Annotated in this window: 13 protein-coding genes and 1 pseudogene; all 14 read left to right on the top strand. The window is 38.0% G+C overall.

The features are described 5' to 3' along the window. Positions 1–5: 5 nt before the first annotated feature. The 14 genes and pseudogenes from FA727_RS21865 to FA727_RS21800 all read left to right on the top strand — a co-directional run bounded on the left by FA727_RS21865 (position 6) and on the right by FA727_RS21800 (position 15,638). Positions 6–1,751 carry a methyl-accepting chemotaxis protein gene (locus tag FA727_RS21865; protein WP_136833607.1) on the top strand — a complete coding sequence of 582 codons (1,746 nt, stop codon included), beginning with the start codon at positions 6–8 and terminating at the stop codon, positions 1,749–1,751. 563 nt (positions 1,752–2,314) lie between these two features. Further along, positions 2,315–3,058, top strand: coding sequence for a MurR/RpiR family transcriptional regulator (locus FA727_RS21860; RefSeq protein WP_136833606.1), 744 nt, complete (start codon positions 2,315–2,317; stop codon positions 3,056–3,058). A gap of 137 nt (positions 3,059–3,195) precedes the next feature. Continuing rightward, positions 3,196–4,662: a 6-phospho-beta-glucosidase gene (locus FA727_RS21855; protein WP_136833605.1), complete on the top strand. Its 1,467-nt coding sequence runs from the start codon at positions 3,196–3,198 to the stop codon at positions 4,660–4,662. Positions 4,663–4,729: 67 nt separating this feature from the next. Next, the gene (locus FA727_RS21850) at positions 4,730–6,649 is read left to right on the top strand and encodes a BglG family transcription antiterminator (protein ID WP_136833604.1); all 1,920 of its coding nucleotides are present in this window, start codon (positions 4,730–4,732) and stop codon (positions 6,647–6,649) included. A gap of 181 nt (positions 6,650–6,830) precedes the next feature. Beyond that, a complete protein-coding gene (gene chbG, locus FA727_RS21845) occupies positions 6,831–7,595 on the top strand; it encodes a chitin disaccharide deacetylase (RefSeq protein ID WP_438646642.1) in 765 nt (254 codons plus the stop codon). Beyond that, complete coding sequence (locus tag FA727_RS21840) at positions 7,588–7,917, top strand: PTS sugar transporter subunit IIA (RefSeq protein ID WP_438646641.1); 330 nt, start codon at positions 7,588–7,590, stop codon at positions 7,915–7,917. The genes chbG and FA727_RS21840 overlap by 8 nt, the downstream gene beginning before the upstream one ends. 116 nt (positions 7,918–8,033) lie before the next feature. After that, complete coding sequence (locus FA727_RS21835; RefSeq protein ID WP_126410343.1) at positions 8,034–8,339, top strand: PTS sugar transporter subunit IIB; 306 nt, start codon at positions 8,034–8,036, stop codon at positions 8,337–8,339. Positions 8,340–8,375: 36 nt separating this feature from the next. Continuing rightward, on the top strand, positions 8,376–9,728 hold the full coding sequence (locus tag FA727_RS21830; protein ID WP_136833601.1) for a PTS sugar transporter subunit IIC: 1,353 nt from the start codon (positions 8,376–8,378) through the stop codon (positions 9,726–9,728). A gap of 15 nt (positions 9,729–9,743) precedes the next feature. Next, a complete protein-coding gene (locus FA727_RS21825; RefSeq protein WP_136833600.1) occupies positions 9,744–9,977 on the top strand; it encodes a hypothetical protein in 234 nt (77 codons plus the stop codon). 270 nt (positions 9,978–10,247) lie between these two features. Continuing rightward, positions 10,248–11,153 (top strand): ROK family protein, encoded by a 906-nt coding sequence (locus FA727_RS21820; protein WP_136833599.1) that lies wholly within the window; start codon positions 10,248–10,250, stop codon positions 11,151–11,153. Between the two features lie 5 nt (positions 11,154–11,158). Continuing rightward, positions 11,159–12,592, top strand: a complete 1,434-nt coding sequence (locus tag FA727_RS21815) for a glycoside hydrolase family 1 protein (RefSeq protein ID WP_136833598.1) — start codon at positions 11,159–11,161, stop codon at positions 12,590–12,592. Positions 12,593–12,625: 33 nt separating this feature from the next. After that, entirely contained in the window at positions 12,626–13,957 is a 1,332-nt protein-coding gene (locus FA727_RS21810; protein ID WP_136833597.1) for a 6-phospho-beta-glucosidase, read from the top strand. Between the two features lie 968 nt (positions 13,958–14,925). Beyond that, positions 14,926–14,997, top strand: a pseudogene (locus FA727_RS21805) (AbrB/MazE/SpoVT family DNA-binding domain-containing protein); the annotation flags it as partial. 296 nt (positions 14,998–15,293) lie between these two features. Further along, positions 15,294–15,638, top strand: a complete 345-nt coding sequence (locus tag FA727_RS21800) for a hypothetical protein (RefSeq protein ID WP_136833596.1) — start codon at positions 15,294–15,296, stop codon at positions 15,636–15,638. The last annotated feature ends 139 nt before the right edge of the window (positions 15,639–15,777 follow it).

Below are 15,777 nucleotides of genomic sequence, written 5' to 3'. Positions count from 1 at the left end.
AAGTGATGAAAAAGTTAAAACAGCTATCTTTTACGCTAAAAACGATTCTTTTAACGTCCATATTAATGCTACTTATTGGCGTGATTCTACTTGTTAGCAGTATCGAGATTCAAAAAAGCGTATTAGAGAATGAAATGGAAAAGCAAGCGATGACTATCGCGAATCAATGGGGAGAAAAGATTAAGTTTGATCTAGTCGAAAAATCAGCTGCAAACCCGAATACGAATGGCCCTGATCAGAAGAAACTAATCGAGTTTTTTGATTCTATTTCTGAAAATAACCCAATGGTTGCACAAGGGTATGTCCTTGGAACTGATCTTCAAGAAGGCAACCAATCGGTCATTATTTCAACACCGCGTCATATGATTGATGCGTTAGCTGAATTCGATATACATATTGGGGATCTTTATGAACAGCCACCGTTAATTGTGGATGAAATCCAAAAGCTTATTGAAACAAAGAAACCAACATCAACAGAAGTATATGAGGATGATTTTGGAACGTGGATTACCGTACTTTATCCGATTACCAATAAATCAGGTGAAGTGTATGCTTATTTTGGTGTTGATGTGGATGCAAGCATGGTAACGGAAGGAACAAGTCGATTCTTAATGAATTCCCTTTTAATCTTGATTCCTTTACTGATTGTGTTTGTGTTAGTGCAAATTTTTGTGATTCGTAAAAATGCACAGCCGCTAAAGCATTTGAGTGCTGGGATTACGGAAATGAGCAATGGAAACTTGGATATCCAATTGCCAACTCGTGAAGATGATCTTGGTAAAATGAATCAAGCCTTCAACGATATGGCTTTAGATTTGAAAAGAATGATTAGCAAAATTAGTGAAACATCTACAACTGTTTTACAATCATCAGGTCTTGTAAAACAAGTAACAGATCAATCGATGGATGCATCCACTCAAGTGAGTGATAACATTAAGCAAATGACAAATGAAACTCAGGTCCTTGAAACGTCTGTCATGGAATCATCTGCAGCGATTGAACAAATGGCAATTGGAATTGGTGAAATCGCAAGTTTCTCTCAAGATATTGCTCAAGTATCAAAGGATATGGAATCATTTGCTTATGATGGTTTATCGTCCATTCGCAATGTAGTTACGCAAATGGACACGATTAACGAGACGGTTGAAAAATCAAGTCAGGTTGTAAGCTCATTACAAGAGCGTTCTGATGAAATTAGTAGCATTCTAGATGTTATTACAGGAATTTCAGCTCAGACCAACCTACTTGCTCTAAATGCAGCGATTGAAGCAGCTCGCGCAGGTGAGCATGGAAAAGGATTTGCAGTTGTCGCGCAAGAGGTTCGAAAGTTGGCTGAGGAATCATCCAAATCAACGGAAAGAATTTCTAAGATTATTGAGGAGATTCAAGTAGAGACAAGCAAAGCGGTATCCGCAATGGTAGTCGGTACGAAGGAAACACAAAAAGGAACAGAGTACGCACATGCTACTGGTCAACTTTTTGAGAAGATTAAAGCGTACACGGACCAAATCTCTTCTAAAATCGAAAGTATTTCTGCTTCTTCACAGGAAATCTCAGCTGGGGCAGAAGAAGTTTCTGCGACTTCTAAGGAATTAACGGCGATTGCAAGCAACAACTCTGAGTTCACACTAGAGATTGAAGCAAGCACGCAGGAACAAATGGAATCCATTAGCCAATTGTCTGATGCAGCTCAAGAGTTAAACAAACTAGCAAACGAGCTACAGTCAATGGTGACGAGATTTAAAGCTTAATATTTTGGCAGACTGGTTCATAGAGACGACTTTATTATGAATCTAGGACTTGGTGTCCCTATGGTTGTTTCATGGGGACACTATTTATATGGATCCAGTGAATAGTGTCTTCATGACTGCTTCATGAGGACGCTATTTATAAGAATCCGGTGAATAGTGTCTTCATGATTGCTTCATGAGGATGTTATTGACTGGAATCCGGAGAATAGTGTCTTCATGGACGCTTCATGAGAACGCTATGACTAAGAATCCAAGGAATAGTGTCTTCATGCCTACTTCATGCGGACACTATTCCTATTAATCCACTAATCAATGTCTTCATGACCAGTTCATAGAGACATTATTATATGAACCCTGTAATCTATGTCCTCATGCTCGATGCATGAGGACATCTTTCTTAAAATCCCACGATTATTGTCCACAAGCCCCAATTTCATCATAAAACCACCTCTCATTTCTCCGACATTCCATGACAAATTCTAGTGTAATTAGCTAGGAAATTACAAGTCGTCAAAAAAATGAGATAATACCTTAAAAGCAAAAAACGAAAAGGGATTGATCGCATGTTTTCTCTACAAGAAATTCGTAGTTTAAATGAGCTTGAACTGGCTGTTTATAATTACGTCATCTCCAATATTGAAAAAGTCAATCATATGAGCATTCGTGAATTATCCGAGGCAACGCATGTCTCGACTACGACGATTCTCCGTTTTTGTAAAAAGATGAATACGGATGGATTTACGGAATTTAAATTCAAACTCAAAATGTATAAAGAAAGCCAAGAGCAATCTTTTCCGACTGAAGATGCTTCCCACATGATCGATTTCTTTAAGAAGATTAACAATGAAGAATTCGACAGTCTGTTAAATCAGGCTGCTGAAATGATCGTCAAAAATAACAAAGTGATTTTTTTAGGGATCGGTTCGAGTGGAGCCCTCGGCAAATACGGGGCAAGATTTCTATCCAACGTCGGCAAGTTTGCCCAGCATTTGGATGACCCTTTTTATCCAGTACCTGATGGTTATTATGATTCCTCCGTTACAATTGTCCTGTCTGTATCCGGAGAAACCGAGGAGACGTTAAAGCAAGTAAGTCGCTTTAAAAGTATGTCTTCAGCCATTATTAGCATTACCAATTATGAAACATGTACATTAGCAAAGCTATCTGATTTGAACATTGCCTATTATATGCAATTTATGAAAGTGAAAAATGAATACAATATTACTTCCCAGGTCCCGGTAGTGTTCATTTTAGAAATGATCGGAAGAAAGGTTCAAAGGTTATTAGAACAAGGAAGCACCAAATAACGCTTGTTTTTTTTATGTAACATTTTTTAAACGCCGTAACAAGTTTTTTTCGCCATACAGCCTAGTGACTCTTGTATTTTTTCTTTCTACAATATACGAAAGCGGTTTCGCAATCGAGCATGTAGGAGGAAACATAAATGGTAGGTTTTCCAAAAGATTTCTTATGGGGTGGAGCGGTAGCAGCTCATCAACTTGAAGGCGGTTGGAATAAGGATGGAAAAGGTGCAAGTATTGCGGATGTGATGACTGCAGGTAGACATGGTGTTCCACGCCAAATCACAGATGGAGTAGTGGAAGGCTACAATTATCCCAATCATGAAGCAATCGACTTTTATTCTAGATATAAAGAAGATATTAAACTATTTGCAGAAATGGGATTTAAGAGTTTTCGTACTTCCATAGCTTGGTCAAGAATTTTCCCGAATGGGGATGATGACCAGCCGAATGAAGCGGGCTTGCAATTCTATGATGACTTATTTGATGAACTATTAAAATATGATATCGAACCCGTTATTACGCTTTCTCATTTTGAAATGCCGTATCATCTTGTAAAAAAATATGGCGGGTTCAGAAATCGAAAGTTAATCGATTTCTTTGTTACATATGCTGAAACAGTGATGAAACGATACAAACATAAAGTGAAGTATTGGATGACGTTTAACGAAATTAATAATCAATCGGATACAACACATGATTTACATATTTTCACGAACTCCGGAATTCTTTTTCAAGAAGGGGAGAACAGGGAAGAAACGATGTATCAAGCAGCACTATATGAGTTAATCGCAAGTGCAAAAGTAGTGAAGCTTGGTCACGAAATTAACCCGGATTTTCAAATTGGCTGCATGATGGCTTACGTTCCGATATACCCTTATTCTTGTCATCCTGAAGATATGATGGAATCGGTGATCGCGATGCGAAACAGATGGTTCTTTAGTGATATTCATGCACGAGGAGAAATCCCTTCGTATATTAAGAAATATTGGGAGCGTAATGGCTACGATATCGAATATACAGAGGCAGATGAAGCTGCTCTAAAAGAAGGAACTGTTGATTATATTGGCTTTAGTTATTATATGTCGGGTGTTGTCAGTTCTCGAAAAATCGAGGGCAGTCGTTCGGGTGAGTTCAAGCATCTCGTTCGAAATCCACATGTTCAGGCTAGTGAATGGGGCTGGCAAATCGATCCGGTTGGGCTCAGATACACATTAAGTGTCGTCTATGAAAGATATCAAAAACCATTATTCATCGTTGAAAATGGTTTTGGGGCAAGAGATGTGATTGAAGCAGACGGTTCGATTCAAGATGACTATCGTATCCAATATTTAAAACAGCATATTGTAGAGATGGAAAAGGCGATAAATATTGATGGTGTAGAGTTACTCGGGTACACCCCTTGGGGATGTATAGATATCGTCAGCTTTGGAACAGGTGAAATGGAAAAGCGCTATGGTTTCATCTATGTGGATAAAGATAACAATGGACATGGGAGCTTAGAGAGAAAAAGGAAAAAATCATTTGAATGGTACAAACAGGTAATTGCAACCAATGGCAAAGAATTATGTCTTAAAAGACAAAGTCTTTTCTCGTTAATAAATTACTGAAATAAATGCGTGTCGACAGTCTTTCAGTTTATTTTGAAGGGCATCCGAAGAAGGAGGAATACATTCTATGTTTTCCAAACGTCAAAAGGATATATTTTCAGTATTATCGAAGGTAAATGAATCGATTACCTCAGAATGGATTGCAAAAGAAATAGGTGTCAGTGATCGGACTGTTCGAAATGAGATTAAGCTAATCCAGCAAAAATCTGCCTCATTTGGGATCATAATAGAATCCTATAGGGGTAAGGGGTACTCGATGAAAGTATTGGACCAACAGCTGTTTGCATCAGCCGTTGGCCAAGTGTCAGATGAAACGGATACGGTCACAGTGAACTATGCTGATCAGGAAAACCGTGTTCTCTATATGCTGACGAGGTTATTGTTAGTAAAAGATTTTATAAAGATTGAAAAGTTCTCCGATGAACTGTTTGTATCGATTTCAACCGTTCAAAACGATCTGAAAATCGTGCGCTCGATTTTAAAGAAATACAATTTAACATTGACGACTCGACCTTACTATGGAACAAAAGTAGAAGGTGACGAGTATATGAAAAGGCAATGCCTGTCCAATTCTGTCTTGAATCGTAAGCAAGACCCTTTTGTGGACAGTGATTCTTTTCAACTACTGGATCAAGAAGTATATGAAAACGTAAAAAAGATTTTGATAGATAAACTGATCACCTACAAAATTGATATTTCGGATATTTCCTTAACCAATTTGGTTACCCATATCACGATTGCTTGTAAAAGGATTGAGGAAGGCTGGATCATTGAGCATCTTGAAGATTGGATTATTCAACAATATCCATTTGAACAGATGGTAGCAAAGGAAATCATTGCGGAGGTGGAGCGTTTTACTGGACTTACGTTTCCTACATCAGAGATAGACTACATCATTATTCATTTATTAGGAACGAAATTACTTAATGAAAAAGAATTACAGGAGATCAATGATCACGATGAGGTTGGAAAAATTGTCAATCTCATTCTCGAAAGGCTCAAAGTAGAATTGAATTGGGATTTTAGGGATGATATCGAGTTTATTCAAGCCCTAACGCTTCATATTCGCCCTGCTATGAATCGCTTGAAATACAAAATGAATATTAGAAATCCATTGCTCAATGATATTAAAACAAAATATCCGATTGCTTTTGACGGGGCAGTAATTGCCAGTAAGTGTATTGAAGAGTACTTAAAGCTAGAAATTGTTGAGCATGAGATTGCTTATATTGCCCTTCATATCGGTGTTGCCCTAGAAAGAATGAAAACAAGAAAAAGCGAGCTGAAAAAAGTGCTTGTGGTTTGCGCTTCTGGCGTAGGAAGCGCAAGGCTTCTTTACTATCGTTTGAAAAACCATTTTGATCATTGTATCGAAATCGTGGATACGATTAATTACTATAATTTAGTTTCCTATAATCTTGCATCCGTTGATTTAATCATTAGCACCATTCCAATTCTAGAAACTTTGCGGATTCCAGTACTAGTCGTAAATCCATTTTTAGACGATAAGGATATACAAAAAATCAATGGTTTTTTAAAGAAGAGTTCATATCAAGTCGAATCTTATTTGAATTCATCAAGAATCTTTTTACAGCAGGATTTGCAGGATAAGGAAAGTGTTATCGAGTTTCTATGTAATGAGCTATATAACCAGGGGCTTGTTCCCGCTGATTACGTAAACCTTGTGTTAGAAAGGGAATCTTTGGCACCAACTTGTTTTGGGGATCTAGTAGCCATTCCACATCCTATGACGCCTGTCACAGAGGAAACATTCTGGACAATTTGTACATTAAAAAAGCCAATTCAATGGCACGACGATCAAATGGTCCAATTTGTTTGCTTACTTAATATTAGAAAAGGTCCAAACAGTGACCTTGATCAAATGTATCAAAACATGATTGCCATTTTAGACAATCGAATGCTGATTCAAAGACTGATCGAAAGCAAAAACCAGAACGAAGTAATAAGCTTGTTAAAAGAGAAATAGAAGTGAGTTCTTCCACACTTGTGTTCTGAATAAAATAAATAATGAGAAAATTGTCCTAAGTTTTTCCGTTGAGCAACGGAAAAACAAAAACTTAAAGTGAAGCGCTTACATGTTAAACTAATATTATAGGATCCTTTATAATATTTCAGTTCAAATCGCAACTACAGTTCACGAACCGGGGATGATACGCTTGAGAAAATGGGTAGTAAACGCTGATGATTTTGGTTATTCAAAGGCAGTTAATTATGGAATTCTGGATGCCCATAAATACGGAATCGTTACATCAGCGACTTTAATGGCAAATATGCCGGGAGCCTTTCACGCAGCTCAACTTGCAAAAGAGTGTAAAGAGCTAGGTGTGGGTATTCATTTAGTATTAACCTGCGGAAGTCCAGTAAGAGATGATGTCCCATCTTTGGTGAATAGTGAAGGAACCTTCCACAATTTATCGGATATCGAGAAGCATGCATCTCTTGAGGATGTGAAAAAAGAACTGACCAGTCAAATCGAATTATTTTATTCTCTTGGTTTGACACCTACTCATCTTGATTCACATCATCATATTCATACAATGAAATCATTTTATCCAATTGTGAAAGAGTTAGCCGAAAAATATCAACTGCCGATTAGAAGTGCAGGGAATGCAGATCGGAAGTTACATCCAATTGAGTATATGTGTGCAGATTTCTATGGAAGTCATTTAACTGTAGAAAACACTTTAACTCTTTTTGAAAGTTTATTAGATTTTGAGACTGTCGAAATTATGAGTCATCCGGCATTTATTGATAATGCTTTATCAGCGGGTAGTTCGTATAGTAAGGAACGCCTTAATGAACTAGATATATTAACAGACCCGTCAATTGCTTCATTTTTTGAAGAAAAAAACATTCAGCTCATCAACTACAAAGATTTCGCAAATCAGATTAAGAGTGGAAGGAATGAATAAAATGACAACAATTTCTGAAGAGACTATTTTCCAAATCATTCTTCACGGTGGCGATGGAAAGAGTCATGCCATGGAAGCAATTGCGTTAGCCAAAAGCGGAGATATTGAAGGTGCTGAAGCCAAATTAAAAGACGCTGAAGCAGCCATTAACCAGGCACATCACATTCAAACTTCTCTTATCCAGGAAGAAGTTAGGGGGAACAATGCGACAGTATCCCTACTGATGGTGCATGCACAAGATCATTTGATGACTTCAATTACAGTAAAAGACTTAGCTCGAGAATTTGTAGATATGTATAAAGCTATTTCGAAACAAGGTTGATAGAGTATTAAAGAAAACTTTTGAAAGGAGTGGTTCACCTAAAAAAAAGTGAAAAAAATTTATCTGTTTTGTAACCGCTTTCTTACGCCGTAGAAATTATCAAGGGGGAGTTAACGATGAAAAAAATTCTATTAGTATGTGCTGCAGGAATGTCAACGAGCCTACTGGTTAACAAAATGAAGGATGCTGCAAACAAACGAGGAGAAGAAATCGATATTTTTGCACTTCCAATTTCAGAATCAAGCTCAGTGATTGACGAAGTAGATGTCGTACTATTAGGACCACAAGTGAGATTTCAAAAAGCACAGGTTGATTCTATGGTAAAAGGACGTGTTCCTGTAGAAGTAATCGAAATGCGTGCCTATGGAACGATGGATGGAGAAAAGGTTCTAAACAGAGCATTTGAACTCATTGGAGAATAATTAGGTAAAAACCTAGATAAAAAGGAGCGAAAAACTATGGGGTTTATGGCTGGCTTTGAAAGAGGAATGGAAAAAGTTCTTGTTCCTATTGCAGCAAAATTAAATTCACAAAGACATGTTGTTGCCATTCGTGATGCATTCATTTTAGCATTTCCAATCACTATGGCGGGTTCATTAGTTTTACTATTAAACTTTGCGATTTTAGCACCAGACGGTTTCCTTGCAAAAATATTATTCTTGCATAAACTGTTTCCTAATTTAGCTGATTATCAACAAGTATTCACTCCAGTACTAAATGGTTCGACAAATATTCTCTCGATGTTTATCGTGTTCCTGATTGCCAGGAATATAGCCATTGCATTAAAAGCGGATGAATTATTGAGTGGGATTACCGGTCTATCTACTTTCTTTATTATCTATCCTCAATATTTAAACGTGGAAGGTGCAAACTATCTTTCTACACAATGGGTAGGCGCACAAGGGTTATTCGTTGCCATTATCGTCGGTTTATTAGTTGGAGAGCTCTTTAGTAGACTATCCAAATCTGAAAAACTTCAAGTTAAAATGCCTGCATCTGTACCGCCGGCAGTAGCAAGAACATTTAAGGTATTATTCCCGATCATTATCATTACTTTGATTTTTGCGATTGGTAACGCGATCATCAATGCACTTTATGAAGATGGTTTGCACCAATTCATTTATACGGTGTTACAGACTCCGTTGAAAAACATAGGTGATAGTGTTATTTCATTAGTCATTTTAGCCGTTGTTTCAAACTTATTATGGATCTTCGGTATCCATGGTCCAAACACAATTGCTGCGATTCGTGAAGGGATGTTTGCTGAAGCTGGTATTGAAAACTTAAACTTTGTTGCAGCGAATGGTACAGCTTGGGGAGCTCCTTATCCAACAACATGGGCAATCAACGATGCATTTGCGAACTATGGTGGATCAGGGATGACATTAGGTTTGCTAATCGCGATTTTCCTAGTTTCAAAAAGAAAGGATTACCGAGATATCGGTAAACTATCAATCGCACCAGGTTTATTCAATATCAATGAACCAATCATTTTCGGCTTGCCGGTTGTATTAAATCCAATCTTGATTATTCCATTTATCTTAGTTCCAGCAATAAACATTATCATTGGATGGACAGCGATTCACTTTGAGTGGATTCCACCAATTGCTTATTCTGTACCATGGACAACACCTGGACCAATATTAGCCTTCTTAGGAACAGGTGGGAACTGGTGGGCCTTGATTCTTGGGTTTGTTTGTTTAGCTGTCTCTACAATCATCTATATGCCATTTGTTATGGCGGCAAATAAAGCTGCTGCAATTGAATCTGATAATATTACGACTACAAAAAGTTCAGAGCTAAACGCCTGAAAGGGATGATTTACAATGAATCAACATAGAGTAAACGTTTTTTGTGGGCAAATCAAATTTTTACATGAATTTATCGACAATTTTAGTGATGAAACAGTGAAAGTAAATGTTGAGCAATTGAATAAAATTGACATGAACGTCACTGTAGAAACAGAATTATCGGGAGAAGAAACGGTCAAGTATTTGAAAGATCTGTTGAAAAATTCTCCAATGGGAAGTGCACTGCATTTTTCCGTGAAATTACAATAATGATTTTGGAGAATGGGAGTCCTGATTATCAGGCCTCCCATCCTTGTTAAAAAATAAGAAAGCATCGCTTTCTACTTTGAGAATTGTCTAGCTCCAGGCGCCATCGGCTCGAGTGAAAAAGACAATACACTTTTTCCTTGGTCACAAGCCAATCCGTCCAAAAGGTTAAAAAGCAACCTTTCTGCCGGCTCGTCTTGTGCTTGTCGCCGATAGTCGGGCGCCTTGCGCTTTTCTTATCATCTCGATTAATCGTTTGAGAAGGAGAATCGTATGGAAAAATATATTACCTTCGACGTAGGTGGCATGAAAGTGAAGCATGCTCTCATCAAAAAGAATGGAGAGTTTGTTACAAAGTCCGAATATCCAACCGAAAGAAATTCTTTAGATATTTTTCTAAAAGATATGTTAGACACAATAAACGATTATAGAGAAAACGGTGAAGTAAGCGGGATTGCGATAAGTTTGCCTGGTTATATCGATGTTATGACCGGATATTCAGAGTTGGCAGGGGCAATATCGGCACTTCATGGACAGAATTTAAAAATCCTATTGGAAGAGAGTATTGGTCTTCCGGTTGAAATAGAAAATGACGGAAATTGTGCGGCGCTAGCTGAACGTGTTAGTGGGAATGCCCAAGGGTGTGAGCATTTTATCTGTATGACGATTGGTACTGGTGTAGGTGGTGGCATTTTTTTAAACGGTGATATTTATCGTGGCCATAGCTATCGTGCCGGAGAGTATGGTGGGATGTTCACTGTCTTTGAGAATGGTGAGCGTAAGGATATGCATGAAACAGCTTCAATGTCTGCCCTTATTAAGGCATACGAGGATTATAAAAAGTTAGACGGCCAAATAGATGGGAAAGACATTTTTACAGAAGCAGAGTCGGACCCAGCTGTTAAGGAAATCTTAGACGATTGGATTAACCAGATTAGTAGAGGGATCTATAATCTTGCGACCACCTTTAATCCGGAAAAAATCGTAATTGGCGGTGGCGTTAGTACTCAAAGCTACTTATTTGAAGAAATTCATCGACAGCTAGAAGAGCATGCTCTTTGGCCGTATTTCAAGATTCCTGTTGAACCATGTAAGTTTCGTAATGACGCGGGGATGTTAGGAGCATTTTATCATTTCATAAACATACATGCAGAAGATCCAGCGAATAGAAGGAGTTGAAAAAGATGATTCATACGAAACTAGCAAATTTCTCGAATGATTTTTTATGGGGAGCAGCATCCGCAGCCTATCAAGTTGAAGGGGCATGGAATGAAGATGGAAAGGGATTATCCAACTGGGATCAATTTGTTCGCATTCCAGGGAAAACCTTCAAAGGCACAAATGGGGATGTAGCGGTTGACCATTATCACCGATTTGAAGAAGACGTTCAATTAATGAAAGAAATGGGCCTGAAAGCTTATCGTTTTTCGGTTGCGTGGGCTCGTGTTTTGCCAAATGGCAAAGGAGAAGTCAATGAAGCGGGTCTAGAGTTTTACGACAAGCTCATCAATGAACTCATTAAGAATCAAATTGAGCCGATTTTAACAATCTACCATTGGGATTTGCCACAAGCACTACAGGATGAATATGGCGGTTGGGAATCACGTCAAATCGTCGAAGACTTTACAAATTACGGTGTACTTTTATACAAAAGGTTTGGCGATCGGGTGAAATATTGGGTCTCCTTAAATGAGCAAAACGTGTTTACTTCACATGGCTACAAGCTGGCGTCCCATCCACCAGGTGTGAAGGATGATAAATTATTCTATCAGGTGAACCATCATGCTAATTTAGCGAATGCAAGTGCGATTAAAGCCTTCCGCAATTATGTTCCTGATGGAAAAATCGGTCCAAGTTTCGCGTATGGTCCTGCCTATCCGTATTCGTCCAAGCCCGAGGATATATTGGCATTTGAAAACATCGAAGCGTTTAATGCGCATTGGTGGATGGATGTATATGCTTGGGGAGAATATCCAAAGGCTGCCTGGAACTATCTTGAGGGAAAAGGCCTCGCGCCAAAGTTAGAAGCTGGAGATCTGGATTTGTTAAAAGAGGGTAAGCCAGATTTTATGGGCTTGAACTACTATCAAACAGGTGCAGTGGAGCATAACCCGTTGGATGGCGTTACCGAGTCAGGTCATTTTAATACTACGGGTAAAAAAGGAACGACGGAAGCTCGAGGCATTCCAGGTCTCTATAAATCTATTAAAAACCCATATGTAGAAACGACGAATTGGGACTGGGCGATTGATCCAACTGGATTAAGAGTTGCTCTGCGCAGAATTGAAAGCAGATATCGCTTGCCGATTTTAATCTCAGAGAATGGTTTAGGGGAATACGACACCGTAGAAGATGGCGAGATTAACGACGATTACCGAATCGAGTATATTCATGCTCATATTCGAGCAATCAGAGAAGCTGTAACGGATGGTGTGGATGTTGTAGGGTACTGTGTCTGGTCATTTACTGATCTGCTTAGCTGGCTTAATGGATTCCAAAAACGCTATGGCCTAGTCTACGTGAATCAGGATGAAGATGGAGATAAGGATTTACGTAGAATGAAGAAGAAAAGTTTCTATTGGTATCAGGATTTAATTAGTAAGAATGGCAATGTGTAATACCTATTTTAAAATATCGAGGAGGCGTTTGTAATGGGATTAAAAATTGCAACGATTGGTGGAGGTTCAAGCTATACTCCAGAATTGATTGAAGGATTTATTAAACGGTATGAAGAATTGCCTGTATCGGAAATTTGGCTAGTAGATGTTGAAGCAGGAAAAGAAAAGCTAGAAATTGTCGGGAATCTTGCGAAACGGATGGTCGAAAAAGCAGGTCTTCCAATTGAGGTTCGTTTAACGTTAGATCGAAAAGAAGCGTTAAAGGATGCTGATTTTGTCACAACACAATTCCGTGTTGGTTTGCTCGATGCACGAGCAAAAGATGAAAGCATTCCATTGAAATATGGCGTATTAGGTCAGGAAACAAATGGACCAGGGGGATTATTCAAAGGCTTAAGAACAATACCAGTGATTCTAGATATTTGTAAAGACATGGAGGAGTTATGCCCAGATGCTTGGCTCATTAACTTTGCAAATCCTGCTGGTATGATTACAGAAGCTGTGCTCCGTTATTCCAATATCAAAAAAGTGGTTGGGCTCTGTAATGTACCAATTGGAATGGAAATGGCTGTTGCTCATTTATTAGAAGTTGAACACTCTCGCATTCGTATCGACTTTGCAGGTCTAAATCATATGGTCTATGGTTTAGAAGTGTATTTAGATGGTAAGAGTGTCAAGGACAAAGTCATTAAAATGGTTACAGAGCTTGATGACAGTAGCTTTGTTAAAAACATTCAAGGGATTGCATGGGAACCGGCATTTTTGAAAGCCTTAAATGCGATTCCATGTCCTTACCATAATTACTATTACAAAACACGAGAATTGTTTGAAAAGACAAAGCATGATGCGGAAACAAAAGGTACTCGTGCAGAAGTAGTAAAAGCATTAGAAACAGATTTATTCGAGCTCTACAAGGCTCCAGAATTGGATATTAAGCCTCCACAACTAGAGAAAAGGGGAGGGGCTTATTACTCTGATGCTGCTGTCCGTTTAATCTCAAGTATTCATAATGATAAGCGAGATATTCAACCGGTAAACACCATTAATAATGGCGCTATTGCAAGCATTCCTAATGATTCGGCCGTTGAAATCAGCTGTGTGATTACTAAAGAGGGTCCAAAGCCAATCGCGATTGGAGACCTGCCTGTAGCTGTGAGAGGACTTGTGCAGCAAATCAAATCATTTGAACGAGTTGCTGCTGAAGCGGCTGTCACCGGTGACTACGACTTAGCTGTACTAGCATTAACGATTAATCCGTTGGTTGCATCAGATAAATTGGCAAAAGAAATTGTGGATGAAATGATGGAAGCCCACAAAGAATATTTGCCACAGTTTTTTAAAGGTGAATTAGTGCAAGGAAAATAGAGTTTATTAGAGGAGCTGTCCCAGAAGCGTTTAACTGCGCAATGGGATGGCTTTTGCTTTTTGTAAGGAATCATGAATGGGGCAAACATACACGAGAATGATAATTCTTTCGGAACCCCCTACAAGGAATTTCGCTTTAAAAATTGTGGATTTTTTGCATATTGTCCGATTTTTCTACGAAAAACACCCGAAAACCTATCTCACGAAAACAACTCAAAAAATTAACTTTGGAGTTGAACTAGCCAGCCCATAAGTGGCGTGGCAAATTAGATCAAACGTTTGATTGGCAGATCGATTTTTGCTTTCCTAGGATAATGTGACGTTATTTAAGGTGTTTTTCCTCAAATTCGCTATTATTCCTATCTCGCAATAACAACTCAAAAAATTAACTTTGGAGTTGAACGAGTGGGCCCATAAGTGGCGTGACAAATTAGATCAAACGTTTGATTGACAGGTCAGTTTTTGTTTTCCTGCAATAATGAGATAGCTAAAAGGGCTGATTTTGGTCATTTCTCCCTTAATTTCTATCTCACGAAAGTAACTCAAAAAATTAACTTTAGAGTTGAACGAGCCAGCCCATAAGTGACGTGCCGTATTAGATCAAACGTTTGATTGGCAGGAGCAATTTTGCTTTCTTACAATAACAAGGATGCTGTAACAGCTATTTTTACCAAGATCCTATCTTACGATAATAATTAGAAAAATTAACTTTGGAGTTGAACGAGCGAGCCCATAACTGGCGTAGTAAATTAGATCAAACGTTTGATTGACGTAACTATTTATCCTTTTCTAAAATAATTCGGTTCCGAATAGGGGTTCTGAAGGGTTCGAATGGGGATGTACCATATTACTTGAGTGGATTTATGCTGAGTGACACGAAATATATCTTTGAAACTAGATCGGTTCCTTGGTATGATGAAGAAAACACATCGGTGGTGCATCACATGGATAGTAAAGACTCCCAAGTTAAAAAGCCAACTTTAGAGGAATTATTAAAAAGGATAACACCTGAAAATCGTCATGATGAGATTGATTTTGGCGAGCTGGTAGGAAAAGAATTAGACCCGGACTTTATAAAGGGAATAGAGGACTTAATTGAAAGATACGATAATACATTAAGGAATCTTGCTAAGCGCTAACACAAATAATAACTGAAATATACTAAGAAGCTTTCTACAAGTCTATGAATTTGGGAGGCTTCTTTTTTTTAATTAATTGGCAGCTTAGTTGAATAAGGTTTGGTTTATTCATAATTGTATATATGGAACATTTTGGTAGAAAATGATAAGGTGGTAATAAGAAGTAAACCTGTTACATAAAAAAGGGGGAAGTAAAAGTGATGATACAAACTTTACCAACTGTTTATGTGGATAATAATTCAGGAGTGACGTTAGAGAATATTACAATCACATTTGATGGATACGAGGCGAAAGAACCAACTTTCAAAAAAATAAAGAGTGGGGATAGAGTCTCGATGTCTTTATACAATAAATTCGTTGGTAAAAGAGATGTGTATATGAAATATTATAATGAAAAATTAAGAATTACAGAGAGACAAGTTATTTTTGAAGGATTGGATAGTACGTTCTTAGGCACAATGGGTACGATTTTGGTCGAGGTACAGTCCAAACAAAAAGACGGCAGATTTCTATTGGACATCACAAAGAATTTTACCTTATAAAAAAGGATCTTCCAATCAATTGTTATTTCAATACCTTTAGTTCATAGTTGAATAATCTGAAAAATAAGATTACCATATTAATAGCTTAATAGCGTATCAGTCGATTGGACAACCAAAGACTACGATTTTGCTCATGTTT

Source organism: Robertmurraya kyonggiensis (assembly GCF_005116465.1).
GTDB classification, from domain to species: domain Bacteria; phylum Bacillota; class Bacilli; order Bacillales; family Cytobacillaceae; genus Robertmurraya; species Robertmurraya kyonggiensis.
Note: the sequence above shows the minus strand (reverse complement) of the source record. Positions and strands in the feature narration are given on the sequence as shown.